Origin of the sequence: Streptomyces sp. NBC_00683, assembly GCF_036226745.1 — a bacterium.
Classification (GTDB): Bacteria; Actinomycetota; Actinomycetes; order Streptomycetales; family Streptomycetaceae; genus Streptomyces.
The window spans coordinates 2,332,940-2,359,658 of the sequence record NZ_CP109013.1 but is presented as its reverse complement, the minus strand read 5'-3'; the positions used below and the strand labels follow the sequence as shown (position 1 = coordinate 2,359,658).

The window sequence follows — 26,719 nt, the reverse complement described above, 5'->3', positions numbered from 1 at the left end:
TCCGACCTCCGGCCAGGCCGCCACCGCCGATCGGCTCCCTCAGACTGCCCGCGCAACGATCCGTCCGCGACCGGTGCGGCGGCCGTAGGCTTTGCCCATGGAGCCCACGCCGGAGCAGAGTCCGCATCACGCGTACCCCGACCACTGGGAGGCGGACGTGGTGCTCCGCGACGGTGGTACCGCCAGGATCAGGCCCATCACCACGGACGATGCCGAGCGGCTGGTCAGCTTCTACGAACAGGTCTCCGACGAGTCGAAGTACTACCGCTTCTTCGCGCCCTACCCACGTCTCTCCGCCAAGGACGTGCACCGCTTCACCCATCACGACTACGTCGACCGGGTGGGGCTGGCCGTCACGATCGGCGGAGAGTTCATCGCGACCGTCCGCTTCGACCGGATCAACGAACAGGGCAGACCGGCCTCCGCACCCGCCGACGAGGCCGAGGTCGCCTTCCTCGTCCAGGACGCCCACCAGGGCCGCGGTGTGGCATCGGCGCTCCTCGAACACATCGCGGCGGTCGCCCGTGAGCGCGGCATCGTGCGCTTCGCCGCCGAAGTGCTGCCCGCGAACAACAAGATGATCAAGGTGTTCCGGGACGCCGGCTACACCCAGCAGCGCAGCTTCGAGGACGGTTCCGTCCACCTCACGCTCGACCTCGAACCCACCGCGGCGTCCCTGGCCGTCCAGCGGGGCCGTGAACAGCGGGCCGAGGCGCGCTCCGTGCAGCGGCTGCTGGCCCCCGGATCGGTCGTCGTCGTCGGCGCCGGCCGCGCCGCGGGCGGAGTGGGCCGCACGGTGCTGCGCAACCTCCTCGGCTCGGGCTTCACCGGACGCACGTACGCGGTGAACCGGTCCTTCGGCGCCGAACAGGCCACGGTCGACGGTGTGCCCGCGCACCGCTCCGTGGGCGAGATCGGCGAACAGGTCGACCTCGCGATCGTCGCCGTCCCGGCCGAACGGGTGCCGGAGGTCGTGGCCGACTGCGGTGAGCACGGGGTCCAGGGCCTCGTCGTCCTCTCCGCCGGTTACGCCGAGCGCGGCGCCGAAGGCCGGGAGCGCCAGCGCGAACTGGTCCGGCAGGCCCGTAGTTACGGAATGCGGATCATCGGTCCGAACGCCTTCGGCATCATCAACACCTCCGACACCGTCCGGATGAACGCCTCCCTCGCCCCCACGTCGCCCGCACCCGGACGCATCGGGCTGTTCACCCAGTCCGGCGCGATCGGGATCGCCCTGCTGTCCGGCCTGCACCGGCGCGGCGCGGGGCTGTCGACGTTCATCTCCGCGGGCAACCGGGCCGATATCTCCGGCAACGACTTCCTGCAGTACTGGTTCGAGGACCAGGACACCGATGTGGCCCTCCTCTACCTCGAATCGCTCGGCAACCCGCGCAAGTTCACCCGGCTCGCCCGCCGGACCGCCGCCGTGAAGCCCGTGGTCGTCGTCAAGGGCGCCCGGCACAGCGGTTCCACCCCGCCCGGCCACGCCGTCCCCGTCAGCCGGATCCCCGACGCGACCGTCTCCGCGCTGATGCGCCAGGCCGGTGTGATCCGCGTCGACACCGTCACGGAGATGGTCGACGCGGGCCTGCTGCTCGCCGATCAGCCCTTGCCGGCCGGTCCCCGGGTGGCGATCCTCGGCAACTCGGAATCCCTCGGCCTCCTCACCTACGACGCCTGCCTCGCCGAAGGGCTTCGCCCGCGCCCGCCGCGCGACCTGACGACTGCTGCCGGGCCGCAGGACTTCCGGGACGCCCTGGCCGAGGCGCTCACCGACCAGACCTGCGACGCCGTGATCGTGACCGCGATCCCCTGGGTGGGAGAGAACGGCGAAGCGGAGACGGGCGACGGCGAGGTGCTGGCCGCGGCCCTGCGTGAAGCTGCGGCCACGGGCCCGGCCAAGCCGGTCGCCGTGGTGCACGTCGAAATGGGCGGCCTGGCGGAGGCCCTGGCCGCGGCCGCGAGCACGGCCACCCCGGCCGGCGGATCCCGGACAGCGGCACCGGACCCGTACGCGACAGGCGCCCCGGCGACCCCCGGGCGGGAGCAGGGCGAGCAGGAGCCCGACGGGCCCGCAGCCGGTGCGCCGCGGCCGGATGCGTCACGGACCGGCACGGCAGCCCGCGAGGGCACCGGCCGGGACGGTGCCGCCGGGCCCGGGGCGAGCGGCACCGCGGAACGCGGCGACGGCCCCGACGAGGCGCCCGGCCAGCGGCCCCGGACCGGGCGGATCCCCGCCTACCCGGCCGCCGAACGTGCCGTCCGTGCGCTCTCCGAGGCCGTGAAGTACGCGCAGTGGCGGCGGCAGGCCGCCGTGCCCGGGAAGATTCCCGAGTTCCTGGACGAGACCATCGACGAGCCGGGGGCGGCCACCCTGATCGAGGCGCTGCTCGGCCCCAGCCCCGACCCGAAGGGCCGTCCGCTCACCCACGAGGAGGCAGCCGAACTGCTCGGCCGCTACGGCATCGACGTACGGCCGGCCATCCCGGCCCTCGACCCGCAGGCCGCCGTCGCCGCCGCCGAGCGGCTCGGCTACCCGGTGGCACTCAAGACGACCGCCCCCCACCTCCGTCACCGCGCGGACCTCGGCGGTGTCCGGCTCGACCTCGCCAACGAGAGCGCCCTGAGCCGGGCCTACGGCGAACTGACCGAGCTGCTCGGCACGCCTGCCGAGCTGCGGCCCGTCGTCCAGGCCATGGCGCCGCGCGGCGTCGACACCGTCGTACGGGCCTCGATCGACGCCGCCGCGGGAGCCGTCCTCTCCTTCGGTCTGGCCGGCGCACCCTCCGAGCTGCTCGGCGACGTGGCCCACCGCCTCGTACCGGCCACCGACCGCGATGCCGCGGAGCTGGTGCGGTCCATCAGGGCCGCGCCGGTGCTGTTCGGCTGGCGGGGGTCCGCGCCCGCGGACACCGCGGCGCTCGAGGAGCTCCTGCTGCGGGTGTCGCGTCTGGTCGACGACCATCCCGAGGTGGTGTCGGTCGCACTGGAACCCGTCGTGGTCGCCACGCGGGGCCTGACCGTCCTGGGGGCGAGCGTCCGGCTCGCGCCGCCTCCGGCCCGTACCGATCTCGGTCCCCGCAGACTCCCCAGCTACTGACTGCCCCCGGACCTCACCACGGCGTCCCCGGCAGCCACCGGCCCCCCGTAGGATGGTCCGTATGGCAAAGACCGGTACGACGACCCAGGGGCTGCGCGCGGCGATCGAGCGCAGCGGCTACTACCCGGCCCTCGTGGCCGAGGCGGTGGAGGCCGCCGTCGGCGGTGAGCCTGTCGCGTCGTACCTGGTGCACCAGGAGACCACCTTCGACTCCAACGAGGTGCGTCGCCATGTCACGGTCCTGGTCCTGACGGACACCCGCTTCATCGTCAGCCACACCGACGAGCAGGCCGCCGACACCAGCTCCCCGACGCCGTACGCCACCACGTCCACCGAGTCGGTCAAGCTCGACCGGATCTCCTCCGTCGTGGTCAGCCGCGTGGTCGCCGACCCCGAGAAGTACGTGCCCGGCACCCTGCCCCGCGAGGTCGTCCTGACCATCGGCTGGGGCGCGGTCTCCCGGATCGACCTCGAGCCCGCCGCCTGCGGCGACCCCAACTGCGAAGCCGACCACGGCTACACGGGCAGTTCCACCGCCGACGACCTGAGCCTGCGGGTCAGCGAGGCCGGTGACGGACCGGACACCGTGCGCCAGACCCTGGCCTTCGCCCAGGCCCTCTCCGAGGCAACGGCCGCGACCGCGGCGACCGGCCGCTGATGGCCCACCCGGCCTGGCAGGACCCCGTTCTGCTCGCTCTCGACAGCGCTCCCGTTCCCGAGTACGGCAGCGGCTCGCTCGCGGACCTGCTCCCGACGATCGCCGCGGGGCAGGGCGTACCCGGGTTCGAGGCAACGCTCGCGGAACTGACCCCCGCCGACCGGAACTGCGTCTTCCTCATCGACGGACTCGGCTGGGAGCAGATCAAGGCACACCCGGACGAGGCGCCCTTCCTGCACTCGCTGCTCCCCACGTCCCGCGGCGGCACGGGCCGCCCGATCACGTCGGGCTTCCCGTCCACCACGGCGACCTCGCTCGCCTCCGTCGGTACGGGGCTGGCGCCCGGCGAGCACGGCCTTCCCGGCTACACCGCGCGCAATCCGGAGACCGGCGAGCTGATGAACCAGCTCCGCTGGAGGCCCTGGACCGAGCCCAAGGTCTGGCAGCCGTACCCCACCGTCTTCCAGCTCGCCGACGCGGCAGGTGTGCGCACGGCCCAGGTCTCCGCACCCACGTTCGAGCAGACCCCGCTCACCAAGGTCGCGCTCAGCGGAGGCTCGTTCCTCGGCCGGCTCTCCGGCGAGGACCGGATGGACCTGGCCGCGGAGCGGCTCGCCGCCGGTGACAGGTCGCTCGTCTACACGTACTACAGCGAGGTCGACGGCAAGGGTCACCGCTTCGGCGTCGACTCCGACGCCTGGCGGGGCCAGGTGATGTATGTCGACGGGCTGGCCCGGCGACTGGCCGAGCAGCTGCCGCCCCGCTCGGCGCTGTACATCACCGCCGACCACGGCATGATCGACATCCCGTTCGACGAGCAGTCCAGGATCGACTTCGACGAGGACTGGGAGCTCCGCGCCGGGGTCGCCCTGCTCGGCGGGGAAGGCCGGGCCCGTCATGTGTACGCGGTCCCCGGGGCGCAGAACGATGTCCTGACCGTCTGGCGCGAGGTACTCGGCGAGCAGTTCTGGGTGGCGAGCCGGGAAGAGGCGATCGCGGCGGGCTGGTTCGGCCCGCGGATCGACGAGCGGGTCCGTGGCAGGATCGGAGACGTGGTGGCCGCCGCGCACGACGACGTGGTGATCACCGCGTCGGTCAACGAGCCCCATGAGTCCGTGATGGCCGGCATGCACGGTTCGCTGACCCCTGCGGAGCAACTCGTCCCGCTCCTCGAAGTACGCTCGTAACTCCCTCCCGACCCCACTACGTACGACCCGAAAGGCGCTCAACTTCTCATGCCCGAGCTTGTGTTCTTCTCCGGAACGATGGACTGCGGAAAGAGCACGCTCGCGCTGCAGATTGCGCACAACCGGTCGGCGAGAGGGCTGCAGGGCCTGAACTTCACCCGGGATGACCGGGCGGGGGAGGGGAAGCTCTCTTCCCGGCTCGGGCTGGTGACGGAGGCGGTCGAGGCGGTGGCGGGTATGAATCTGTACGCCTACGTCGTCGACCGGGTGTCGCAGGGCGGCAGGGTCGACTACTTGATCGTGGACGAGGCGCAGTTCCTGGAGCCGGCGCAGATCGACCAGCTGGCGCGCATCGTGGATGACCTGGACCTGGACGTCTTTTCCTTCGGTATCACCACCGACTTCCGCACGAAGCTCTTCCCGGGCTCGCGACGGCTGTTCGAGCTGGCGGACCGCGTGGAGACGCTGCAGGTGGAGGCGCTGTGCTGGTGCGGGGCGCGTGCCACGCACAATGCCCGCACGGTGGGCGGCGAGATGGTGGTGGAAGGTGAGCAGGTCGTTGTCGGTGACGTGAGCAGCCCCGCTGCGGAAGTCGGCTACGAGGTGTTGTGCCGGCGTCACCATCGTCGCCGTATGACGAGCGGCTCCGTCCACGCCGGCGCGCTCTCGCCGGACGTCCTGCCGGTGGGCTCCGACTGAACGCTGTCAACGGCCACCCATGCAGAACGCTCGGCCGGGAAAACCCAGCCGAGCGCCTGCAGAACTGCTCGCCGGGTCAGTCCAGGGCGTACGCCCGCTCGATGGTCTGCGTCGTGCGGTTGCCCGCGTCGTCCCACACCTCGACGCGCAGGGCCACGAAGCCGTTGGTCTCCGCACGGCTCGGGTGGCGGACGCTCACGCGGTGGCTCCCGTCGTCGCCGACCACTACGTCGGCGTCACGCCAGGTGGCGCCGTCGTCGTAGGAGACGGAGACCTTGGCACCGGCGATGTCCTTGTCCCCGGTGTATCCGGCCTGGCGGGAGGTGGTGAGCGTGAATCCGAACCGCTTGCCCGCATCGGCCCGGTTGAACACGTCCACCGGCACGTCGAAGCCGGTGAGGATCACCGGCAGGGTCGAGCAGTCCGTCGGGTTCCCGTACGCTTCGTGGCACTCCTCGGACTGGACACCCTTCGGCGCGGCCGAGCGGAACGTCCAGGCCGTCTTCTGCTCCGTGCCGAGCCGGACGCCCGAGCCCAGGGCCCGGGTGACGTCGTACTCCATCCGGTAGGTGGCTTCCTCGGGAACGAGCAGCTCCGCGAGCTTGTCGATCTTTGTGTCGTTGCGGTAGTAGCGAGCCGTCATCGCCGTCGCGCCGTACATCCCCCAGTGCGATGACTCGGAGTCTCCGGCAGTCGTGTACGCGAAGCTGAGCCGCTCCGGGGTGCGGCAGAACCCGCACGCCGTGAGCCGAGGCGTCGCGGCATGGACGGGCCCGCGGTACCAGTCCCGCTCGCGTTTCTGACCGGCCTTGAAGGAGGCGACGGGCTCGCGCATCTCGGTGCCCGGCCGACCGGAGTGGACGGACTGCTGGTACGTCATGTCGGGCGCGTACACGTAGTCCTGCCGGGTGGCGGGGGCGTTCAGGTAGGCCTTGGTGCGGAAGGCGTAACCGCCCCACGGGTGCCAGGCGCTCATCGTCTCGTTGGCGAGGCGTGGTTCGAGGTCGCTGTAGAAGTGGTTCTCCGTGACGGCGTACTGCTTCTTGTAGGTGGTCATGACGGGCTTGGCGGGCAGGGCGCCCTGGAAGGCGAGGGGGACGAGGTAGGTGAAGCGGCTCTCGGCACGCGTGGCCACCTCCACCGTGACGGGCCTGCGGGCCAGTTCGCGCAGCAACTGCCGGCTGGAGGCCCGGGTGGTCGCGAAGACGGGGATCCTGCGGCCCTCGGTGTCCGTGATCGCCCCGGAACCCGGTTCGGGACGGGCGATCAGCACACCGGCTGCGCCCTTGGCCACCGCCGTGTCGACGAGCTTCGACACGTCGACGGCCATGGTGGTGACCACAGCCAGCCGGCCGCGTACGTCGCGTCCGGAGTAGTCGGCGTCCGAACCGCCGCCTGCCAGGACCGACTTGAGGCGGCGCGAGGTGTCCTTCCGCATACCCAGAGCGGGGGTCACGATGCTCAGGCGGTCCGAGCCCGGCAGGTCCGCCTCGGCGGTGACCAGCGGGTCACGGAGTCCGGCGTCCCGGCCGAAGGTGAGCGTGCCCGTCTCGGCCGTCGACTCCGACGGGATGACGCCTTCGGTGACGACCCGGTCCCCGGCGAGGCCGTAGCTGGTCAGCGAGCCGACGAAGTTCCCCGGACGGGTGCGCGTCAGCGACGTCGAGTACCAGGAGTCGGCCGTCGGCCGCTTCTCGTCGGCCACATGTGCCCTCACGTCGACGGCCTTGCGGGCGTCGATGCTGACCTCCATGTCCCTGGCCAGGTCGATCTCGGGCTCGGCGTAGAAGTCGGAGGCGGACTCCGTGCCGTTCACGTCCGTGCGGAGCCGGGCGATCACCGAGTAGCGGCCCTTGGGAACGGTGACGGAGTACGAGTCCTGGTTCTGCAGGGTCGCGCTGCGGAACACGACGTCGTCGGTGACCATGTCGAACACCTGGATCTGCGCCAGCGCGGGCGCCTTGCCGTTGCGGTCGGCCAGGTGGACCGTGACATCCGCCTGCGGCGCCCACCTGATGTAGCCGACCGCCGTGACGAGCCGGGCGCCGTCGGCGGTGGCGTGCACGAAGCCACTGTGGTAGCTGTACGCACCGAGGTACTGGTCGACGGAGAGCGTCACATCGGCGGTGCCGTGAGCGGGCACGGTGACGGTGCCGGAGGAGAGGCGGACCTCGTCCTTGACCGTGTCGACACCGCGGTCCATGTCGAGCCCGAGGGACAGCGTGACGTCCTTGTCGCCGATGTTGGTGTACGTGATGGTGCGGTTCAGGGGATCCGTCGGCGTGTCGGAGGCGATGAACGTACCGAAGTCGGCCTTGGCGCCGGCGAAGACCGTCGACCTGATGCCGTTGGTGAGGTCGACGCGGCCCGCGCCCTCTTCGAAGGGGGTGACCACGGGGAGATTCTTCGCGGTGCTGGCCAGGGCGTTCTTGAGCTGCTCGCCGTTCATGTCGGGGTGGATCTGCGCCATGATCGCCGCGGCACCGGCGACATGCGGGGTGGCCATCGAGGTGCCGCTGAGCGAGGTGTAGTTGTCGTCGACGGGCGTGCCCAGGCTGGTGCCGGCGGCGCGCGCGGCGACGATGCCGACGCCCGGCGCGGAGATCTCGGGCTTCAGTGACCCGCCGCTGTTACCGGGTCCTCGGCTGGAGAAGAGTGCCACCTTGTCGTCGCTGTCGACGGCGCCGACGGTCAGTGCCTTCGCTGCGAGGCCGGGCGACCGGACCGTGCCTGCGGCGGGTCCCGCGTTCCCGGCGGCGATGACGAACAGGGTGCCGTACTGCTCGCTTAGCCGGTTGACGGCCTGGCTGAGGACGTCGTTGGGGGTGCCCTCACCACCGAGGCTCATGCTGATGACATCGGCGCCCTGCGCGGCGGCCCACTCCATACCGGCGAGCACCCATGAGGAGTCACCGGAACCGCTGTTGCTGAGGACCTTCCCGACGATCAGGTCGGCGCCGGGGGCGACACCCTTGCGGAGCCCGCCGGAGGCGGCGCCCGAGCCCGCGATGGTCGCCGCGACGTGTGTGCCGTGCCCCTGCTTGTCAGGGACGGTCTCGGTCGGCACGAAGCTCTCCGAGGCGGAGATCCTGCCTGCCAGGTCCGGGTGGTCGAGGTCGGCCCCGGTGTCGAGGACGGCGACCTTCACACCCTTGCCGTCGTATCCGGCGGCCCAGGCGTCGGGCGCGCCGATCTGCGGCACGCTCTTCTCGAGGAGCGGCTTGACCTGCTGGTCGAGCCACACCTTCGTTATCTCGCGGGCGGCCTTCGCGGGCTGGTCGTCGCCGGTACCGAGCGCGTCGAAGAACGCGGCCGTGTCCTTCTTGCCGAGCGAGGTGGCCGCCGCGTCGATGGAGGTCAGGGGGCGTGCGCTCGCGTCGGCGAGGGTCTCGGTCCGCGTGTCGAGCGTGCGGGCCGAGGGCTCGTCCCCGTAACTGACGATGACGGGGATGGTGGCGCGGTGGGCGTCGTCGTACCCGGCGGCCATCAGCCCGGTGACGTTGAAGAGTTCACGGTCGAGCTTGCCGGAGGCGATGCCGCCGAGTGCGCTGTCCGGGTAGACGTACACGTCGCCGTCCGGCGTCGTCTCGCTCTGGAACGACGTGGCTTGCCGATCCCCGGGAGCGGCCGTCACCGACGTACGGCCGCCCGCCGTGGTGACGTTGACGGTGTCGCCGGTGAGCAGGGTGACGGCAGCATTGGTCGACCGGGCGGCAGCGGCGGGCTTTCGGGCCGCGTCATCGGCACGCCCCGTGGACTCGGCCGCGGCCGGTGCCACCGGGCTGATCGCCGAGACCACGATCGTGGCGGCGACCGCGGTACTGCCAAGCGCCGCGCGCACCGGTCTTCTACGTGTTGGTCGCATGATGGGGTTCACTCCGGTTCCATTGCAGTCGTGACCGGGATGCTTGCGTATGCCACGGCCACTGGCGACAGTTCCGGGTGGCCGGATTGCGCCAATGACGCCTATTCGCCACGCATGCGCGCCCGGGCTCCGGTGACCGTCCTCCGAGGAACGACCTCTCCACGGACATGCCCGATGGCCTGATCGCCCGCTTCCGCACGATGGTGGTCCGCCGCGGGTCGGTGCTCGTCGGCGCAGGCGCCAACTCGCCTTTATGTACTCCCAGTTCGCGTAGCCTGAGGGGACAGGACCCGTTACCCGTGGGTGCGATCGGCAGTTGTCCGGTTACCGGCCAATCGGACCAGTCCACAGGGCATTTGGATCCGAACAGCTAGGGGAGGGGACGGGTCCGGCACCGTTGCCGGACCTCTTCGGCGTGCGCGTGGCGCGGACCCCGGCAACGGACGAGCCCTGCCGGCGAGCGGTCCGGCAGGCAGACAGACACAGGTGGAGACGCACGTGGGCATACGCAGCGCGACAATGACCGACGCACGGAGCGTACGGGGCGAAAAAACCACAGGTGATGAAACGGGCAGACGTCAGGGCGCGAACCCTCGATGCGACGGCGGTGCGAAAAGAGTCCGTGACTCGGCAGTGAACGGCAGGGCATCCGCCGTGGCCGCGTCCGGTGACGGCTCGGTCTCCCGCACCGTTGTGTCGCCCGCCCGGCCGGTCTTCGTCGACAACACCGGGAAGCGCAGCCGTTCCTGGCGTCGTGCAGGGACCATCACCGCGCTCTGCTGCACCTGCTACGCCACGACCGTGGTCGCCGCGCTGGTGGGAGGCGACTCCAGCGCACCCTTCTTCCAGCTGCCCCGGGCGATGGGCCTGGAACGTGAGGTGGGAGAGCGACCGGCTGAGTCCCAGGACGAGGACGGTGCGGCCTCGGCCGCCGAAGCCGCGCTCGGAACGCCCGGTCCGGTGACACCTGATCAGGCACGCCTGTCGGCGGCCGGGCGGCCCACCGTTCAGCGGCCGCTCGAAGCGTCCTCCGGCCCCGCGGGCATCCCCGCCGTGGACGTGAGGCCCGCCGCGCCCACGTCAGTACCCCAGACGTCCGCCCCCGCATCCGGCGGGAACACGCAGACCGGTGGGGGCGGCGAGGAATCCCCGAGCGTGCCTTCGGCGCCCGCTCCGGAGACCGGCAGCGGCTCCGGAGCAGGCACTCCGGCCGGCGGTGGTGACGACACCCAGGGCCCGGAGGCCGAGGCCCCGTCCGGCGGGCCGCTCGGCGATCTGCTGGGAGGACTGCTCGGCGGGCTGCTGGGAGGCGCCTGACCGGCCGGGAACACCGTGGCGCGGGATGTGACCGGCGTGGCCCGGGCCGGGCTCAGCGGTCCGCCGACCGCACGATCGTGAACACCGCGCCCTCCGGGTCCGCGACCGTGGCGAGCCGCCCGCTCGATCCCTCTCGCGGCGGCTGCAGGACATGTCCGCCGAGCTCCACCACACGCGCGGCGGCGTCGTCCGTGTCGGACACCTCGAAATAGGTCATCCAGTGCGGCCCCCGGTCGCGCGGCAGCGCATGGCCCACCCCGTGGAGAGCCGCCACGGGGCGGCCTTCCAGATGCAGGGTCTGGTAGTCGAAGTCGGCCGAGACGACCGCCTCCAACTCGAACCCGAACACGGCCTGGTAGAACTTGGCGACCGAGGACGTCTCGCGTGTCACCAGCTCGTTCCAGACAGGGGTTCCGGGTTCGCCCGCCAGGGCCGTACCGACGTGCGCGGCGGCCTGCCAGATGCCGAAGACCGCTCCGCTCGGGTCCGAGGCGATGGCGAGGCGGCCCGCGCTCCCGGCGACGATCGGCCCGACGGCGACCGTTCCACCGCAGGCGCGGATCACCTCCGCGGTGAGATCGGCGTCCTCGGTGGCGAGATAGGTGGTCCAGGCGATCGGCAGGTGGCGGTCAGGGGGAAGCTGGCCGATGCCCGCGACTTCCTTCCCGTGAAGCAGCGCGCGGACATACGGCCCGAGCTCTTCGGGTCCCGGCCGGAACTCCCAGCCGAACAGATTGCCGTAGAACTCCTGGGTCGCGGTCAGGCCGTGCACGATCAGACTCACCCAGCAAGGTGCTCCGGGCGTGCGCCGGGCGGCAGCCTCGGTCATCTTCTTCTCTCTCCTCGGACCATCGTCGTGGCCGTACGGGGGGAACGGGGCCGGTACGCCGTCCAGCGGTACGGATACGGGTGTGTACGCTCCGTGCAGATGCTCGCACCACCGAGCTCCACAGGCACCCCGGCCGCGCCGCATTTTCCGGGTTCTGAAGGTGCGAAGACCGATTTGATGCGGTACGTCCAATTTGGCGTCACCCTATGCGGGACGCCGTCTGCGCGAAGATGGCACCTATGAAGCCCATCATCACCGCATCCGAATACGTGAGCGAGTCGGCAGGGCCACGTCCGCCGGTGCTCCTGGACATCCGCTGGCAGCTGGGCGGTCCTCACGGCCGCCCCGATTACGAAGCCGGGCACATCCCCGGCGCGGTGTTCGTCGATCTCGAAGCGGAGCTCTCCGGTCCGGCGGGCAGCGGCGGGCGCCACCCGCTGCCCCGCCCGGAAACCTTCGGGGCGGCCATGAGGCGGGCCGGCGTCTCCCACGGCACACCGGTGGTGGTCTACGACGGCGGCCTGGGCTGGGCGGCGGCCCGCGCCTGGTGGCTGCTGCGCTGGGCGGGACACCCCGACGTCCGCGTTCTGGACGGCGGTCTCGCGGCATGGACCGGAGAGCTCTCGACGAAGGTTCCGACGCCCGACGAGGGTGATTTCCGGCCCGAACCGGGTGCGCTCCCCCTGCTGGACGCGGACGCCGCCGCGGCACTCGCCCGCTCCGGGCTGCTGCTCGACGCCCGTGCCGCGGAGCGCTACCGGGGCGATGTGGAGCCGATCGACCGGGTGGGCGGTCACATCCCCGGCGCCGTATCTGCCCCGACCGTGCAGAACGTGGCCGAGGACGGGCGCTTCCTCCCCGCCGGATCGCTGGCCTCCCGCTTCGCCGCCCTGGGGGCCGACGGGGATACCGAGGTCGGTGTCTACTGCGGCTCGGGTGTCTCGGGCGCCCATGAGGTGCTGGCGCTGGAGATCGCCGGACACCGGGCCGCGCTGTACGCGGGTTCCTGGTCCGAGTGGTCCTCGGACGAGTCCCGCCCCGTGGCGACCGGGCCGAACCCCAGCTGACGCGACCGGCGTCCGGACGGAGCAAGGGCCCGTACGCAGCGGCGTACGGGCCCTCGTCATGCTACGGACATCCGGATGGTCCTCAGTCCTGCTTCTTCCGGCGCGTGCCGAAGACGATCTCGTCCCAGCTGGGCACCGCGGCCCGACGACCCGGTCGGACTCCGTCCGCCTCGGCCTGCCGGTCCGTCGTCCCGGTCAGCCGGTCGCGGTGGCCGGCCACCGCGCGCGGCATCAGCACGTCCGCGTAGGCGGAACCCGCACCCGCGGATGCGGCAGCCGCCGGCGGCTCGTCGGCCTCCGGCTCCTGGGCGGCGGGTTCGATCGCCGGCGGTTCGGGCTGCTGGGGACGCTCCGGGACGACCATGTCGCCACGGAAGCTGGGGACCGCCTCCAGGAGGCTGGTCAGCGAGTCGCGCTCGCCGGCCGACACCCCGCCGATGCGCTCCTCCGGCTCCGGTGCCGGGGGAGTGGGGCGCTCGATCTGACGGTCGAGCGCACGGTCCAGCGGCCGGTCGCGCGGCAGTCGTGCGATCCGCGGCACGAACGGGAAGCTGGGCTCCGGCGCGGCGACGTCGTCCGTCTCGCCGATCAGCGAGCGTGCTTCGTCGTCCACCGCCTGGACCAGCCGGCGCGGCGGGTCGTACGTCCAGCTCGCCGAGTGCGGTTCGCCCGCGACCCGGTACACCAGGAGGACTTCCCAGGTGCCGTCGTCCCGGCGCCAGGAGTCCCACTGGACGGTTTCCTTGTCGGCGCCGCGCAGCAGGAGGCGCTCCTGCACCGCCTCGCCGAGCTGAGGGCCGGTGTTCTCGCCGGGACGGCGCACAGGAGTCTTCCGGGCCCGCTCGGCCATGAAGGCGCGCTCGGCGAGGACAGGGCCCTCGAAGCGGCGCACACGGTCGACGGGGATTCCGGCGAACTGGGCGACTTCCTCCGCCGAGGCACCGGCTCGTATCCGTGCCTGGATGTCGCGGGGGCGGAGGTGGCTCTCCACCTCGATTTCGATCTGGCCGAGCCTGGCGCGGTCATTGCGCACGGCGGCACGCAGCCGCTCATCGATCGGAAGCGTGTACTCCGTGCTGTCCGCAGCCTTGAGCACCAGTCGTGTGCCGTCGTTTGAGACGGCCACGACACGCAGTTCGGGCATGGGAACCTCCCGGGTGGTGCCTGCCGACGTCACGTGCGTCGCTGCTTCCGCTAGTCGAGTGTGGCCTGCCCGGGTGCAGCCTGCCACAACCTTGCCAAGTTACCCGGCGTGTCGGGCGTTGGCCCTGGATCGCCACCATGGCACGGTTACCTGTTTACGACACATAGTGACCACTTGGTCGCTCTGTGTCGCAGGCGCCCGTGCGATGCCGCGGCGCCGCCGGTTCGAGTGCCGTCTTCGGCCCCCTCCCGCAGGTCCCGGATACCCATGTGGGAGTCCGGCCCCAGGGCTCGCCACAGTACTCCATTCGGGCCACGGGGGTGGACCGGCGCGCCGCCGAAGTTCTCGCCGGGCACGGGAGTTGGGCTACCCAGTTGTCGGCACTATGCCCTCAATGCGTGTGCTGCTTCACACAATCTCCAGAATCGGAACTATTCCCTTCGCTCATATGTCCCTTCTTGGTGCAGGGTGGGGTAGTTGTCGAGCAAGGGCTGGTAATGGATCAGAAGCCGCAAAGGGATGCGGAACCCGGGCAGAAGCGAATAGATCTGAGCCTGCCGCAGGTTGCGGGCAGTGCCGTCGCGGCGGTCGCCGCGGCGGTGATGGCTTCGCAGCTGGGTGTGTACGGGACGATCGCCGGCGCCGGCGTGATGAGTGTCGTCGCCACCTGCGGGGGGTCGGTCTTCCAGCACTTCTTCCGTCGCACGGGTGAGCAGATCCGCGAAGTCACGGTCCAGGTGAAGCATCCGGCCGGCCGTCAGGTGGCCGTACTCACGCGGGAGACGGTGCGGGAGCCGGCACGGCTCCGGGGTGACGACGCGACGACGGTCCTGCGGACCGTGGAGTCCGACCCGGAGCGTACGCAGCTGCTGAGAGCCGACGACGCGGAAGCCACGCAGCTGCTGAGAGCCGACGACGCGCAGGCCACGCAGCTGCTCGGCCAGGTCGGGCCCGACGCGTACTCGGACGCACGTACCCACGGCACCCGGATCCGGGGCGCACGGCGCTCCGCGCTCGCGGCGGTCGCCGTCTTCGCCCTGTCGATGGCCGGCATCACCGCGTACGAACTGGTCTCCGGCAACGACCTCAGCGGCGGCGGGGGAACGACCGTCGGCTCCGTCGTGCACGGCGAACGGGGCACGGGAACGACCGCTCCGGAGCCCTCGCGCGGCACCGGCGAGGAGCAGGACGGTGACCGCGACGGTGATCCGGGCAGCGGGGCCGGCACCACGCCCGGGACGGACGCGGACGACGGGCCGAGCACGGCACCGGACCCGGTTCCGGACCGGAGCGGCGGCTCGTCGGCCGACCCCGGCACCACACCCTCCGCCCCCGGCGCAGACCCGGCGCCCGATCCCACCGCCACTCCGACGGCGCCCGGCGACGGAGCTCCGGAGTCACCGGACCCGACCGGAACCGGCGACGCCCCGGAACAGAGCGACGGGGCCGCAGCGGGGACGGACACCGGCCGGTGACCGGCCGTCCGCGCGGCACCGCAGGGTTCAGTCGCCCAGGACGCGCCGCAGATAGTCGTTGGCGAACAGCCGGTCCGGGTCGAGCCGGTCGCGCACGGCGGTGAACTCGCCGAACTTCGGGTACGCCCCGGCCAGATACTCGGCGTCCCGGGTGTGGATCTTTCCCCAGTGAGGGCGGCCGGCATAGCCCGTCATGATCCGTTCGACGGCCGTGAAGTACGCCTGGTGCGGGGTGCCGCGGTACAGGTGCACGGCGATGTACGCGCTCTCGCGGCCGTGGGCCGTGGAGAGCGGTATGTCGTCCGCGGGCGCCGTCCGCACCTCCACCGGGAAGCCGACCCGCAGCGGTGAGCGCTCGACCATGGCCTTGACCTCGCGCAGCGCCTCGACCGCGGCCTCGCGCGGCAGTGCGTACTCCATCTCGACGAAGCGCACCCGCCGGGGACTGGTGAACACCTTGTAGGGAACGTCGGTGTACGTACGGGCCGACAGGGCGCGACTGGAGAGCTTCGCGAGGGAAGGGATGGCCCCCGGGACCGCCCGGCCGACCGAACAGGCCACCTGGAAGATCCCGTTGGAGAGGAGCTCGTCCTCGATCCAGCCGCTGATCCTGCCGGGAGGATCAGCGGGGCCCGCGCTGCGGTTGTTGCGCTTGGTGTTGCAGTTGCCGGTGTGAGGGAACCAGTAGAACTCGAAGTGCTCGTTCTCGGCGACCAGCTGATCGAAGTCGGTGGTGACCCTGTCGAAGGTCATCGGTTCCTCGCGTGCCCTGAGCAGAAAGACCGGCTCCACCGCGAACGTGATCGCGGTGACCACACCGAGCGCGCCGAGCCCGATCCGGGCGGCCGCGAAGACATCGGGGTTCTCGCTCTTCGAACAGCGCAGCACCGTGCCGCCCGCGGTGACCAGTTCCAGCGCGCGTATCTGCGCGGAGATGGAAGCCGAGTCGCGGCCGGTGCCGTGGGTACCGGTGGAGGTGGCCCCGGCAACCGTCTGCTCCATGATGTCGCCCATGTTGGTGAGCGAGAGTCCCTCGCGGGCGAGCACCGTGTTGAGGCGCTTCAGCGGGGTGCCCGCCTCGACGGTCACCGTCATCGCCGTACGGTCGATCTCCCGGATCCCGGTGAGCAGACCGGGGCGGATCAGCACACCGTCGGTCGCCGCGGCCGCGGTGAACGAGTGACCGGTGCCGACCGGCTTCACCGTCAGGCCGTCCTCGGAGGCCCTGCGGAGGACCTCGGCGAGCTCGTCGACGGAGGCGGGGGACACGGTCCGTACCGGCCGGGCGGTGACGTTTCCCGCCCAGTTACGCCACGTGCTCGTCGTCGTCCGTGCGTAGGTGTCGGTCATCTTCCCCGCGCCCTCCCGTAGGAACCGGCTCGGCGAGCCGGCGATACCCCAGGAACGCCACCGCGGCCGCGAGCGCTCCCGCCACGGCGGGCACCGCGTACCCCGCCTCGGCCCCGGAGGCGTCGACCACCCAGCCGGCGGCGGAGGAGCCGAGCGCCACTCCGACAGCGAGCCCGGTACTGGTCCAGGTCATGCCCTCGGTCAGCTGGGTGCGCGGTACGTGCTGTTCGACGAGGGCCATGGTGGTGACCATCGTCGGTGCGATGGCGAGACCCGCGACAAAGAGCGCCACGGCCAGGAACGGCAGGCTCCCGGCCAATTGGAGGGGGATCATACTCACGGCCATCGCACAGACCCCCACCAGCCACCTCGTGGACGACTTCCCCCTGAGGTGCAGCAGGCCGAAGACGGCTCCCGCGAGACACGACCCCAGGGCGTAGACCGCCAGGACGAGACTGGCCGCGGCCTTGTGGCCGCGCTCCTCGGCGAAGGCCACCGTCACCACGTCGACCGCACCGAAGATCGCGCCCGTGGCGACGAAGGTGACCACCAGGACCTGCAGACCGGTCGAGCGGAGCGCCGAACCGCCCGAGTGGTGCTCCTTGGGATGCGGTCTCGGCTCGGTGGCGCGCTGGGCGGTCAGCCAGAAGACGCCGATCACCAGGAACACGGCCGCGAGCAGCGGCCCGGCCTCCGGGAACCACGCCGTGGACAGGCCGATGGAGATGATCGGCCCGAAGATGAAGCACACCTCGTCGACGATCGACTCCCAGGCGTACGCGGTGTGCAGCTGGCGGCCGGAACCCCGGTAGATCTCGGCCCAGCGCGCCCTCACCATCGAACCCACGCTCGGGACGCAGCCGGCGCCCGCGGCGAAGACGAAGAGGGTCCAGTCCGGCAGCCGCTGCTGGGCGCAGATCAGGAGCCCCGCGACCGCCGCGACGGAGACCAGGGTGACCGGGCGCAGGACCCGGCGCTGCCCGTACCGGTCCACCAGCCGGGAGACCTGCGGCCCCATGACGGCCGCCGCCATGGCGAGCGTCGCCGAGAGCGCACCGGCGAGCCCGTAGCGGCCGGTGATCTGGGACACCATCGTCACCACGCCGATCCCCATCATGGAGAGCGGCATCCGGCCGAAGAATCCTGCCGCCGAGAAACCCCTGGTGCCGGGGGCGGCGAAGATGGCGCGGTAGGGGCTGGGCAAGAGGAGCTCCGGGAAGCCTGTCAGGCGTATAGATGGCTCATACAGCTTACGGGCGGTCGCGGTCCCCGGGGACCGCGACCGATGTCGGCTGTCGCACGGGCGGAGGCGGGTGGCAGGATCGGGTCCATGTCCGATCTGCGCGATCCCGCTCTCTACGACGCCCTGCTGCTGCTCTCCTTCGGCGGCCCCGAAGGCCCGGACGACGTGGTCCCGTTCCTGGCGAACGTGACCCGGGGCAGGGGCATCCCCGAAGAACGGCTGAAGGAAGTCGGCAAGCACTACTTCCTGTTCGGCGGCGTCAGCCCGATCAACGCGCAGAACAGGTCGCTGCTCGACGCGCTGCGCAAGGACTTCGCCGACCACGGCCTCGAACTGCCGGTGTACTGGGGCAACCGCAACTGGGCGCCGTACCTCACCGCCACGCTCCGGGACATGGTCGCGGACGGCCATCGCCGCATCGCCGTCCTCGCCACCAGCGCCTACGCCTCGTACTCGGGCTGCCGCCAGTACCGCGAGAACCTCGCCGAGTCACTGGCCGTACTGGAGGCCGAGGGACTGCCGGTGCCGCGCGTGGACAAGCTCCGGCACTACTTCAACCACCCCGGCTTCGTACGTCCCATGGTGGACGGTCTGCTGGCCTCGCTGGCGGACCTCCCCGACGACGTCAGGGCGGGTGCGCACCTCGCGTTCACCACGCACTCCATCCCGACCTCCGCCGCCGACTCCTCGGGCCCCGTGGAGACGCACGGGGACGGCGGCTCCTACGTGGCGGAGCACCTCGACGTGGCCCGGGTGATCGTCGACGCGGTGCGCGAGGAGACCGGAATCGACCACCCGTGGCAGCTCGTCTACCAGTCGCGCAGCGGCGCCCCGCACATCCCGTGGCTGGAGCCCGACATCTGCGACCACCTGGAGACGCTCCACGGCGCCGGTGTCCCCGCGGTCGTCATGGCCCCCATCGGCTTCGTCTCGGACCACATGGAGGTCCTGTACGACCTCGACACGGAGGCCACCGCGAAGGCCGCCGAGCTGGGGCTGCCGGTCCGCAGGTCCGCGACGGTCGGTGCGGACCCCCGGTTCGCGGCGGCCGTGCGTGAGCTCCTCCTGGAGCGCACCGCCGCCGAAGAGGGCCGCCCGGTGGACCGGTGCGCCCTGGGCGCTCTCGGCGCCTCCCACGACCTCTGCCCGGCCGGGTGCTGTCCGGCCAGGGCCGTCAGGCCCGCAGCCGCGGGTGCCGACAGCCCGTACGCCTGAAACCCCGGCATGCCAGCCGGCCGGAACACCCCCTGGAGCGTTGTGACCGACCCCTTCCTGTCCGAACTGCTCGACCTCGCCCTGGAGGCGGCCCGCCGGGCCGGAGCCCTGCTGCGTGACGGCCGCCCGGCCGACCTGGGGGTGGCCGCGACGAAGTCCAGCCCCATCGACGTCGTCACCGAGATGGACATCCGGGCGGAGAAGCTCATCACCGGCTTCCTCTCCGGGAACCGCCCCCGCGACGGCTTCCTCGGCGAGGAGGGCGCCAGCGCCGAGGGCAGCAGCGGGATCCGGTGGGTCATCGATCCCCTCGACGGCACGGTGAACTACCTCTACGGGCTGCCCACCTGGGCCGTCTCCATCGCCGCCGAGCGCGACGGAGAGCGGGTCGTCGGCGTGGTCGAGGCGCCGATGCGCCGCGAGACGTTCCACGCGGTGCTCGGCGGCGGCGCGTACCTGAACGGCGAGGCCCTGACCTGCCGCCCCTCCCCGCCCTTCGGCGAGGCCCTCGTGTCGACCGGCTTCAACTACGTCACCGAGGTACGCACCCACCAGGCCGCCGTCGCCCAGCAGCTCATCCCGAAGCTGCGCGACATCCGGCGCGGCGGATCGGCCGCGGTCGACCTCTGCGACGTCGCGGCGGGCAGGCTCGACGGCTACTACGAACGCGGACTGCACCCCTGGGACCTGGCGGCCGGCGACCTCATCGCCCGCGAGGCCGGAGCGCTCACCGGAGGCCGGCCGGGGCTCCCGGCGGACGGCGACCTGACCGTCGCGGCGACCCCGGGCGTCTTCGAGCCGCTGCAGGCACTCCTGGAGGACCTGGGGGCCTGGCACGACTGATGCCGGGCCCGGGGCCCCTGGTGGCACCCCGGACGGGCGCGGACGTACGAGAGGGCCCCGGGTGCCGTATATCGGCTCCGGGGCCCTCTCGTGGCGGCTCAGACGCTTGTGGCGCTGATTTCGACGCCGTGCTCGGCGGCGAGGCGGTGCAGGTCGTCCAGCTCTCCCTGCTCGACATCCGCGAGGAAGTCGTCGCCCGTCTCGCGAGCCCTCGTGAGGTCGGACTCGGTGGTCTTGATTCGTTGCAGCAGACCTGCGGTGAAAGCGTCCATGGAGCGCCCCCTCATCGTGGGTCGGTGGCACGGGGGTGTGCCCGGGATTCCCCCGGCCAGCGGTCGGGGGGCGGGTGATCACGCAGTCCCTCCGGGGAGAAGGGCGGGCTGTGGAACGCCACGTGCATGGCGTGATCGCGGGTGTGAAATCGTCCTCCCCGGGCCGGATGCCGGAGAAACCTCAACTGGCCCGGGAATCCGATGAATTCCCGGGAGGCGCACTGCGGGCCGCGTCGTCTTACCGCCGGTTTATGCGCGTTACGGGCAGGATGGACGCGCACAGTCGGTGCCGCTGACGTGCAGCGAGCGGCCGGAACGAGGGCCGCTCGCCGTATTTCTGGAGATCTAGGGAAGGACTGCGCCGTGCGCGTACTCGTCGTCGAGGACGAGCAACTGCTCGCCGATGCGGTGGCCACCGGACTGCGCCGGGAGGCCATGGCCGTCGACGTCGTCTACGACGGAGCGGCGGCCCTGGAGCGCGTCGGGGTCAACGACTACGACGTCGTGGTGCTGGACCGGGACCTCCCGCTGGTGCACGGCGACGACGTCTGCCGCAGGATCGTCGAGCTCGGCATGCCCACCAGGATCCTCATGCTCACCGCGTCCGGGGACGTCAGCGACCGGGTCGAGGGCCTGGAGCTCGGCGCGGACGACTATCTGCCCAAGCCCTTCGCCTTCAGTGAGCTGACCGCGCGGGTACGGGCCCTGGGGCGCCGCACCACAGTCGCCCTGCCGCCCGTTCTGGAGCGGGCCGGCATCAAGCTCGACCCCAACCGCCGCGAGGTCTTCCGGGACGAGCAGGAGATCCAGCTGGCCCCGAAGGAATTCGCCGTGCTCGAGGTACTGATGCGCAGCGAGGGTGCGGTCGTCTCGGCCGAGCAGCTCCTGGAGAAGGCCTGGGACGAGAACACCGACCCCTTCACCAACGTGGTGCGTGTGACGGTGATGACCCTGCGGCGCAAGCTCGGGGAACCTCCCGTCATCGTCACCGTGCCCGGCTCCGGATACCGGATCTGAGCGCCCCGTGGCCGCCTCCCCGGCGCCTGTGAAGGCGCCCCCGAAGCCGACCTGGGAGCCCAAGCCGCAGGAACCGCCGTACCCCTGGCTGCGCCCGACCATCCGGATACGGCTCACCCTGCTCTACGGCGGCATGTTCCTGATCGCGGGCATCCTGCTGCTCTCGATCATCTACATGCTGGCCGCACAGGCGCTGAACGTGGGCAGCGACCTGCCGTTCCGGATCGTGAACGGCCAGGTCACCAGTGAGGTCTGCGACCTGCCGAAGACGGCGAGCCCGGAGACCTTCAACGCCGCCATGAACGCCTGCGTCAACCAGCAGCGCCAGCAGGCGCTCGACTCCCTGCTGAACCGCTCGCTGCTGGCCCTCGTGGGCCTCAGCATCATCGCCTTCGCCTTCGGATACGCCATGGCCGGCCGCGTCCTGTCCCCGTTGGGCAGGATCACCCGCACCGCACGCAGGGTGGCCGGGACGGACCTGTCCCGCCGGATCGAGCTGGACGGCCCGGACGACGAGCTGAAGGAGCTCGCCGACACCTTCGACGAGATGCTGGACCGCCTGGAGCGGGCCTTCACGGCCCAGCAGCGATTCGTCGGGAACGCCTCGCACGAGCTGCGCACGCCGCTCGCGATCAACCGCACCCTGCTGGAGGTGCACCTCTCCGACCCGGAGGCCCCCACGGAGCTCCAGCAGCTCGGCAAGACACTTCTCGCCACCAACGAGCGCAGCGAGCAGCTGGTCGAAGGCCTGCTGCTGCTCGCCCGCAGCGAGAACCAGATCGTCGAGCGCAAACCGGTGGACCTCGCCGAGGTCGCCGACCGCGCCATCGACCAGGCCCGCGCCGAGGCGGCTCAGAAGGCGGTGGAGATCCGCGGTGAGCGCGCTCCGGCCGTCGTCCAGGGCAACGGTGTCCTCCTGGAGCGGATCGCGCTGAACCTCGTACAGAACGCCGTGCGCTACAACGTGGCGGAGGGCGGCTGGGTGGAGGTCACCACGGAGCTCCAGCCCGGACAGGCGCTCCTGGTGGTCTCGAACACAGGTCCTGTAGTGCCCGCCTACGAGATCGACAACCTCTTCGAGCCGTTCAGGCGGCTGCGCACGGAACGCACAGGCAGCGACAAGGGGGTGGGGCTCGGCCTGTCGATCGCGCGGTCCGTCGCGCGGGCGCACGGAGGCCGTATCATCGCGGAGCCCCGCGAGGGCGGTGGTCTCGTGATGCGCGTCACCCTGCCGGTCTGAGAGGCTTCGCGGTGTGAAGCCGCATTGGATCGCTCTGTTCGCTTTGGGCGGAATTTTCGGGCGCCAGTCCCGTTGACTCCCTGTGTGATCGATCACAGGAGCCATTTTCGGTCCTTCTACTCTCGGTGATCACGTCTCTGCCGGAAAGCCGGGAAACGTCCGGGTTTCCGGGGGTCGATATCACGGGAAGTACACGGGGTGGCACCCGTGAACTGCAGCAATCGGACCGTGTACGGTCCCCATCGCCACCCAAGCTGATCGCTCTCGGGAGATCCGGTTGGGTGTCGATTGAGTAACAGACCTTGATGTGAGGCAAAATCTCCGCCTCAGGTCGGGCACAAGTCCGGCCTCTCACGCGTTACGTGCGCTGAGACACCGCAGACACCCAAGAGGGGGAGAGCGACATGGCAACGGATTACGACACCCCACGCAAGACTGACGACGACGTGGACCAGGACAGCCTCGAAGAGCTCAAGGCTCGTCGGAGCGACAAGACGGCATCCGCCGTCGACGTGGACGAGTTCGACGCGGCAGAGGGACTGGAGCTGCCCGGCGCAGACCTGTCCAACGAAGAGCTGGCCGTGCGGGTCCTGCCCAAGCAGGCGGACGAGTTCACCTGCATGAGCTGCTTCCTGGTCCACCACAGGAGCCAGCTGGCGCGCGAGAAGAACGGCCAGCCCATCTGCCGCGACTGCGACTGAGGCAGGCCGGCCGTGGCAGGCGACACACCGTTCCGGAAGCGGCGCTTGCGGCGCACGAAGTCGTCGGAGGCGCATCAGGGCGGCACAGGCCCGGCAGAAGGCGCAAGCACTCCTGCCGAGCACCAGGCCGCCCTGCCGCCCTCTCCCGGCACATCCGACGACGAGCGGGGCCGGTCGGCCTCGCTCGAAGCGGCCCGGGCAGCGGCATCTCCGGAGATGCCCGGACAGGACGGCACGACGGAGCCCACGACCGGGGCAGGCCGTCTGAGAAAGCTGAAACGGGGCGTACACAAGGGCGGGGAGAGCGCCAGGGCGGTGGTCGGCCAGCTGGCCGACCGGATCATCGACACGGCTCCCCGCATCCCTGTGCGCGACCTCGCCAGGCTGCGCAAGCAGTTCCCGGGACTCGGTCCCGAAGAACTCGCCGACAAGCTCGTCGCGGGCGCGTGCAACGCGACCGCCACCGTCGGCGCAGGTATCGGGGCGGCGGCCATGATGCCCGTACCCCCCGCCATGCTGGCCGAGCTGGCCGCCGAGATCACCGGCGTGGCAGCCATCGAGATGAAGCTCGTCGCCGAGCTCCACGAGGTCTACGGCCGGCGCCCGCCGGGCAACCTCGGGCAGCGCAGCACCGCGTATCTGACGTCCTGGACGGAGGAGCGCGGCATCGACGTGTCCCGCCCCACCACGCTGAACGCGGCGCTGGGCGGGCAGATGAAGCGCGAACTGCGCCAGCAGATCATGAAGCGCATGGTGCGCGACCTGCCCAACCTCATTCCGTTCATGATCGGCGCCGCAGTGGGCGCGCTGATGAACCGCCGGGACACCAGAAAGCTGGCCGACCGGGTCAGGGCCGATCTGCGCAAGCAGCAGGTCACCTGGGACCGGCTCCCCGAACTGCCCCCGCTGGAGCAGCCCGCGGTGCCCGCGAAGGAGCTGCCGAAGGGGCTCGACGAGCCCGGCGCCTAGGGTCCCGGGCCGGGACGCCCCGCCCGTGCCTCAGGCGGGGACACCCGCGAGCGCGGCCACCAGGGCCTGCGGCTCCCGGGTCGAGAGATAGACGTACGGCGTCGGGTCGTCCGGATCGGTGACCTTCACCCGCACCGCGGTCGGGATGTAGCTGCGCAGCAGCATGAAGGCGCGGGGATCCGCCTTGTACGAGCGCCAGGCGCGCGCCTCCTCCGCATCCAGCGCCTCGGCGTCGCCGAGCGCCGACAGCGGAATACGCGCGTCGCCCGCGACGAGGGCGCCGGCAACCACCCGGACGCGTGCCGAGCCGTACTGGCTCACCACCACGGCAGCCGCGGCCGTGCCGCCGGCCAGCCCGCCGAGCATGGGCAGCGTGCCGAGCGGCAGGAGCATCAGGGCGCAGGCGACGCCGACCCCGAAGGCGATGAGCCACCACGTGCGGGGTGCGGTGAGACGTTCGTCGAAGGGCGGTGCGGAAGGCTGCATGGAGCCAAGCTTGGCACGGCGCGACCTGCGATCGGCCGCGCGGGTAAGGTCTGCGCCTGTGAGTGGAACATCAACACGTCTGACACCCCCGGCCGATGCCGCGAAGCCGGAACGGCACCCCGATGCCCCGGCGCCGGGCACGCTGCTCGGGTCGCACTACGAGCAATGTTTCGGCTGCGGCGACGAGCAGCCCCACGGGCTGCACCTCCGGGCGCGGGCCGGAGAAGGTGTGAGCGTCACCGCCGAGTTCACCGTGAAGCCCGCGCACCAGGGTGCTCCGGGGCTCGCGCACGGCGGCGTGCTCGCCACGGCGATGGACGAGACCCTCGGCGCCCTGAGCTGGCTGCTGCGGGTGATCGCGGTGACCGGACGGCTGGAGACCGACTTCGTCAGGCCGGTGCCGGTGGACACGGTGCTCTTCCTGGACGCCGAGGTCACCGCCGTGCACAGGCGGAAGATCTTCTGCCGGGCCACCGGCCGGATCGGCGGCCCCGAGGGGCCCGTCGCGGTCCGTGCCGAGGCCCTCTTCATCGAGGTCAAGATGGACCACTTCATCGACAACGGCCGACCGGAGGAGATCCGGGCGGCGATGGCCGACCCGGACCAGGTCAGGCGTGCCCGAGCCTTCGAGGTGAACCCGTGATGCGCCATCCCGTCGACGTACTGATCCGCCGGGTCGACCCGGACGTGCCGATCCCCGCCTACGGACACCCGGGCGACGCCGGTGCCGATCTGGTGACCACCCAGGCTGCCGAGCTCGCCCCGGGCGAGCGGGCGGTCCTCCCCACCGGGGTGTCGATCGCGCTGCCCGACGGGTACGCGGCGTTCGTGCACCCCCGCTCCGGCCTCGCAGCCCGCTGCGGAGTGGCCCTCGTGAATGCCCCAGGGACGGTTGATGCCGGGTACCGTGGGGAGATCAAGGTAATCGTGGTCAATCTCGACCCGCGCGAGACCGTGCGGTTCGAGAGGTTCGACCGGATTGCCCAGCTGGTCGTCCAGCAGGTCGAGAAGGTGCGCTTCCACGAGGTGGCGGAACTTCCCGGTTCGGCGCGGGCCGAGGGGGGCTTCGGGTCCACCGGCGGTCACGCCGCTGTGGACGGTGTCAGGGGCGGTAACACCCAGGGTGGGAACAGCTACGCTTCGGTCGTATCCGACCGGGAAGGACAGTGACGTGTTCGGACGTCGCAAGAACAGTGGTTCCGCCGAGGACACGGCGGACGAAGCGCGCGAGGCCGAGCAGGTCGCCGACGAGCTCGATGGCACCGACGGAGCCGCATCCGGCTCGCGCCGGTCGAACCTTCCGCCGGCCCCCAGGCCGGACGGGCCGTGGGACATCTCCGAGGTCTCCCAGCCCGGTGAGGGACGGGTGGACCTCGGCGGCATCTTCGTGCCCGGAGTCGAAGGCATGGAGCTGCGGGTGGAGGTGGCCGGTGACGCGATCGTCGCCGCCACCGTCGTACTGCGCGACAGTGCGGTCCAGCTGCAGGCCTTCGCCGCCCCCAAGAAGCAGGGCATCTGGGGCGAGGTCCGCGAGGAGATCGCCTCGGGCATCACCCAGCAGGGCGGGATCATCGACGAGGTCGAGGGCCCGCTGGGCTGGGAGCTGCGCGCGCAGGTCCCCGTACAGCTCCCCGACGGGAAGAACGGCGTACAGCTGGTGCGCTTCATCGGTGTCGACGGACCTCGCTGGTTCCTGCGCGGAGTGATCTCCGGTCAGGGTGCCGTGCAGCCGGAGGCGGCCGGACTCCTGGAGACGATCTTCCGGGACACCGTGGTCGTCCGTGGCGACGGCCCGATGGCCCCGCGCGACCCCATCGTCCTCAAGCTTCCCAATGACGCCCAGATGGTGCCGGAGGGTGTGCAGCAGGAGGACCAGGAGAGCTCGAAGTTCTCCGGCGGCATGGGCCAGCTCCAGCGCGGACCCGAGATCACCGAGGTGCGCTGAGCGACTCGCCCAGCATGATTCGGCCGGTGGGCCGTACCCCTTGCGGGGTGCGGCCCACCGGCCATTGCCCGTGCGTGTGCCTCGTGCACATACTGGC

23 protein-coding genes are annotated in these 26,719 nt (G+C 71.2%); 16 read left to right on the top strand and 7 right to left on the bottom strand.

Annotated elements, in window-relative coordinates:
• Positions 1-97 precede the first annotated feature (97 nt).
• The 4 genes from OG257_RS10300 to OG257_RS10285 all read left to right on the top strand — a co-directional run bounded on the left by OG257_RS10300 (position 98) and on the right by OG257_RS10285 (position 5,644).
• Complete coding sequence (locus OG257_RS10300; RefSeq protein ID WP_329206687.1) at positions 98-3,100, top strand: GNAT family N-acetyltransferase; 3,003 nt, start codon at positions 98-100, stop codon at positions 3,098-3,100.
• Between the two features lie 61 nt (positions 3,101-3,161).
• A complete protein-coding gene (locus OG257_RS10295; RefSeq protein ID WP_329206686.1) occupies positions 3,162-3,758 on the top strand; it encodes a DUF5998 family protein in 597 nt (198 codons plus the stop codon).
• The gene (locus OG257_RS10290) at positions 3,758-4,945 is read left to right on the top strand and encodes an alkaline phosphatase family protein (protein ID WP_329206685.1); all 1,188 of its coding nucleotides are present in this window, start codon (positions 3,758-3,760) and stop codon (positions 4,943-4,945) included. The genes OG257_RS10295 and OG257_RS10290 overlap by 1 nt, the downstream gene beginning before the upstream one ends.
• Before the next feature lie 48 nt (positions 4,946-4,993).
• Positions 4,994-5,644 carry a thymidine kinase gene (locus OG257_RS10285; RefSeq protein WP_329206684.1) on the top strand — a complete coding sequence of 217 codons (651 nt, stop codon included), beginning with the start codon at positions 4,994-4,996 and terminating at the stop codon, positions 5,642-5,644.
• A 76-nt stretch (positions 5,645-5,720) separates the two neighbouring features.
• On the opposite strand, the gene OG257_RS10280 is transcribed toward OG257_RS10285, so the two are convergent.
• Positions 5,721-9,485 (bottom strand): S8 family serine peptidase, encoded by a 3,765-nt coding sequence (locus tag OG257_RS10280; RefSeq protein WP_329206682.1) that lies wholly within the window; start codon positions 9,483-9,485, stop codon positions 5,721-5,723.
• A gap of 657 nt (positions 9,486-10,142) precedes the next feature.
• Between OG257_RS10280 and OG257_RS10275 the strand changes: the two genes are divergently transcribed.
• Positions 10,143-10,826 (top strand): hypothetical protein, encoded by a 684-nt coding sequence (locus tag OG257_RS10275; protein ID WP_329206681.1) that lies wholly within the window; start codon positions 10,143-10,145, stop codon positions 10,824-10,826.
• 52 nt (positions 10,827-10,878) lie between these two features.
• Here the strand turns inward: OG257_RS10275 and OG257_RS10270 are convergent, their stop codons facing one another.
• Complete coding sequence (locus OG257_RS10270) at positions 10,879-11,655, bottom strand: VOC family protein (RefSeq protein ID WP_329206678.1); 777 nt, start codon at positions 11,653-11,655, stop codon at positions 10,879-10,881.
• Between the two features lie 239 nt (positions 11,656-11,894).
• Between OG257_RS10270 and OG257_RS10265 the strand changes: the two genes are divergently transcribed.
• Complete coding sequence (locus tag OG257_RS10265) at positions 11,895-12,722, top strand: sulfurtransferase (protein WP_329206676.1); 828 nt, start codon at positions 11,895-11,897, stop codon at positions 12,720-12,722.
• 82 nt (positions 12,723-12,804) lie between these two features.
• On the opposite strand, the gene sepH is transcribed toward OG257_RS10265, so the two are convergent.
• On the bottom strand, positions 12,805-13,866 hold the full coding sequence (sepH, locus tag OG257_RS10260; RefSeq protein WP_329206674.1) for a septation protein SepH: 1,062 nt from the start codon (positions 13,864-13,866) through the stop codon (positions 12,805-12,807).
• Positions 13,867-14,363: 497 nt separating this feature from the next.
• On the opposite strand from sepH, the gene OG257_RS10255 reads away from it, so the two are divergent.
• Positions 14,364-15,341, top strand: a complete 978-nt coding sequence (locus OG257_RS10255; protein WP_329206672.1) for a hypothetical protein — start codon at positions 14,364-14,366, stop codon at positions 15,339-15,341.
• Between the two features lie 27 nt (positions 15,342-15,368).
• On the opposite strand, the gene OG257_RS10250 is transcribed toward OG257_RS10255, so the two are convergent.
• The gene (locus OG257_RS10250) at positions 15,369-16,691 is read right to left on the bottom strand and encodes a D-arabinono-1,4-lactone oxidase (protein WP_329206671.1); all 1,323 of its coding nucleotides are present in this window, start codon (positions 16,689-16,691) and stop codon (positions 15,369-15,371) included.
• Complete coding sequence (locus tag OG257_RS10245; protein WP_329206669.1) at positions 16,648-17,895, bottom strand: MFS transporter; 1,248 nt, start codon at positions 17,893-17,895, stop codon at positions 16,648-16,650. The genes OG257_RS10250 and OG257_RS10245 overlap by 44 nt, the downstream gene beginning before the upstream one ends.
• 126 nt (positions 17,896-18,021) lie before the next feature.
• On the opposite strand from OG257_RS10245, the gene OG257_RS10240 reads away from it, so the two are divergent.
• On the top strand, positions 18,022-19,149 hold the full coding sequence (locus OG257_RS10240) for a ferrochelatase (RefSeq protein ID WP_329206667.1): 1,128 nt from the start codon (positions 18,022-18,024) through the stop codon (positions 19,147-19,149).
• 42 nt (positions 19,150-19,191) lie between these two features.
• The gene (locus OG257_RS10235) at positions 19,192-19,992 is read left to right on the top strand and encodes an inositol monophosphatase family protein (protein WP_329206666.1); all 801 of its coding nucleotides are present in this window, start codon (positions 19,192-19,194) and stop codon (positions 19,990-19,992) included.
• A gap of 98 nt (positions 19,993-20,090) precedes the next feature.
• On the opposite strand, the gene OG257_RS10230 is transcribed toward OG257_RS10235, so the two are convergent.
• Positions 20,091-20,264, bottom strand: a complete 174-nt coding sequence (locus OG257_RS10230) for a hypothetical protein (RefSeq protein ID WP_167359495.1) — start codon at positions 20,262-20,264, stop codon at positions 20,091-20,093.
• Between the two features lie 363 nt (positions 20,265-20,627).
• Between OG257_RS10230 and OG257_RS10225 the strand changes: the two genes are divergently transcribed.
• The 4 genes from OG257_RS10225 to OG257_RS10210 all read left to right on the top strand — a co-directional run bounded on the left by OG257_RS10225 (position 20,628) and on the right by OG257_RS10210 (position 24,191).
• Entirely contained in the window at positions 20,628-21,281 is a 654-nt protein-coding gene (locus OG257_RS10225; protein WP_329206664.1) for a response regulator transcription factor, read from the top strand.
• Between the two features lie 7 nt (positions 21,282-21,288).
• Positions 21,289-22,521, top strand: a complete 1,233-nt coding sequence (locus OG257_RS10220; RefSeq protein WP_329206663.1) for a sensor histidine kinase — start codon at positions 21,289-21,291, stop codon at positions 22,519-22,521.
• 404 nt (positions 22,522-22,925) lie between these two features.
• A complete protein-coding gene (locus OG257_RS10215) occupies positions 22,926-23,222 on the top strand; it encodes a DUF4193 domain-containing protein (protein WP_003965732.1) in 297 nt (98 codons plus the stop codon).
• A 12-nt stretch (positions 23,223-23,234) separates the two neighbouring features.
• Positions 23,235-24,191 carry a hypothetical protein gene (locus OG257_RS10210; RefSeq protein WP_329206662.1) on the top strand — a complete coding sequence of 319 codons (957 nt, stop codon included), beginning with the start codon at positions 23,235-23,237 and terminating at the stop codon, positions 24,189-24,191.
• Between the two features lie 30 nt (positions 24,192-24,221).
• Here OG257_RS10210 and OG257_RS10205 read toward each other — a convergent pair whose 3' ends face one another.
• The gene (locus OG257_RS10205) at positions 24,222-24,677 is read right to left on the bottom strand and encodes a DUF3093 domain-containing protein (protein WP_329206660.1); all 456 of its coding nucleotides are present in this window, start codon (positions 24,675-24,677) and stop codon (positions 24,222-24,224) included.
• A gap of 58 nt (positions 24,678-24,735) precedes the next feature.
• Between OG257_RS10205 and OG257_RS10200 the strand changes: the two genes are divergently transcribed.
• Genes OG257_RS10200 through OG257_RS10190 form a run of 3 tightly spaced genes read left to right on the top strand, consistent with a single transcriptional unit; the run spans position 24,736 to position 26,622 of the window.
• A complete protein-coding gene (locus tag OG257_RS10200; RefSeq protein ID WP_329206658.1) occupies positions 24,736-25,320 on the top strand; it encodes a PaaI family thioesterase in 585 nt (194 codons plus the stop codon).
• A complete protein-coding gene (gene dut / locus OG257_RS10195; RefSeq protein WP_329215010.1) occupies positions 25,320-25,847 on the top strand; it encodes a dUTP diphosphatase in 528 nt (175 codons plus the stop codon). The genes OG257_RS10200 and dut overlap by 1 nt, the downstream gene beginning before the upstream one ends.
• Position 25,848: 1 nt before the next feature.
• Entirely contained in the window at positions 25,849-26,622 is a 774-nt protein-coding gene (locus OG257_RS10190; RefSeq protein ID WP_329206655.1) for a DUF3710 domain-containing protein, read from the top strand.
• Positions 26,623-26,719 lie beyond the last annotated feature (97 nt).

Excerpts from the sequence above, each read along its gene's own strand:
- OG257_RS10300 (WP_329206687.1), top strand. The coding sequence starts at position 98 with ATGGAGCCCACGCCGGAGCAGAGTCCGCATCACGCGTACCCCGACCAC.
- OG257_RS10295 (WP_329206686.1), top strand. The coding sequence starts at position 3,162 with ATGGCAAAGACCGGTACGACGACCCAGGGGCTGCGCGCGGCGATCGAG.
- OG257_RS10290 (WP_329206685.1), top strand. The coding sequence starts at position 3,758 with ATGGCCCACCCGGCCTGGCAGGACCCCGTTCTGCTCGCTCTCGACAGC.
- OG257_RS10285 (WP_329206684.1), top strand. The coding sequence starts at position 4,994 with ATGCCCGAGCTTGTGTTCTTCTCCGGAACGATGGACTGCGGAAAGAGC.
- OG257_RS10270 (WP_329206678.1), bottom strand. The coding sequence starts at position 11,655 with ATGACCGAGGCTGCCGCCCGGCGCACGCCCGGAGCACCTTGCTGGGTG.
- OG257_RS10265 (WP_329206676.1), top strand. The coding sequence starts at position 11,895 with ATGAAGCCCATCATCACCGCATCCGAATACGTGAGCGAGTCGGCAGGG.
- sepH (WP_329206674.1), bottom strand. The coding sequence starts at position 13,866 with ATGCCCGAACTGCGTGTCGTGGCCGTCTCAAACGACGGCACACGACTG.
- OG257_RS10255 (WP_329206672.1), top strand. The coding sequence starts at position 14,364 with ATGGATCAGAAGCCGCAAAGGGATGCGGAACCCGGGCAGAAGCGAATA.
- OG257_RS10250 (WP_329206671.1), bottom strand. The coding sequence starts at position 16,691 with ATGACCGACACCTACGCACGGACGACGACGAGCACGTGGCGTAACTGG.
- OG257_RS10240 (WP_329206667.1), top strand. The coding sequence starts at position 18,022 with ATGTCCGATCTGCGCGATCCCGCTCTCTACGACGCCCTGCTGCTGCTC.
- OG257_RS10230 (WP_167359495.1), bottom strand. The coding sequence starts at position 20,264 with ATGGACGCTTTCACCGCAGGTCTGCTGCAACGAATCAAGACCACCGAG.
- OG257_RS10215 (WP_003965732.1), top strand. The coding sequence starts at position 22,926 with ATGGCAACGGATTACGACACCCCACGCAAGACTGACGACGACGTGGAC.
- OG257_RS10205 (WP_329206660.1), bottom strand. The coding sequence starts at position 24,677 with ATGCAGCCTTCCGCACCGCCCTTCGACGAACGTCTCACCGCACCCCGC.
- dut (WP_329215010.1), top strand. The coding sequence starts at position 25,320 with ATGCGCCATCCCGTCGACGTACTGATCCGCCGGGTCGACCCGGACGTG.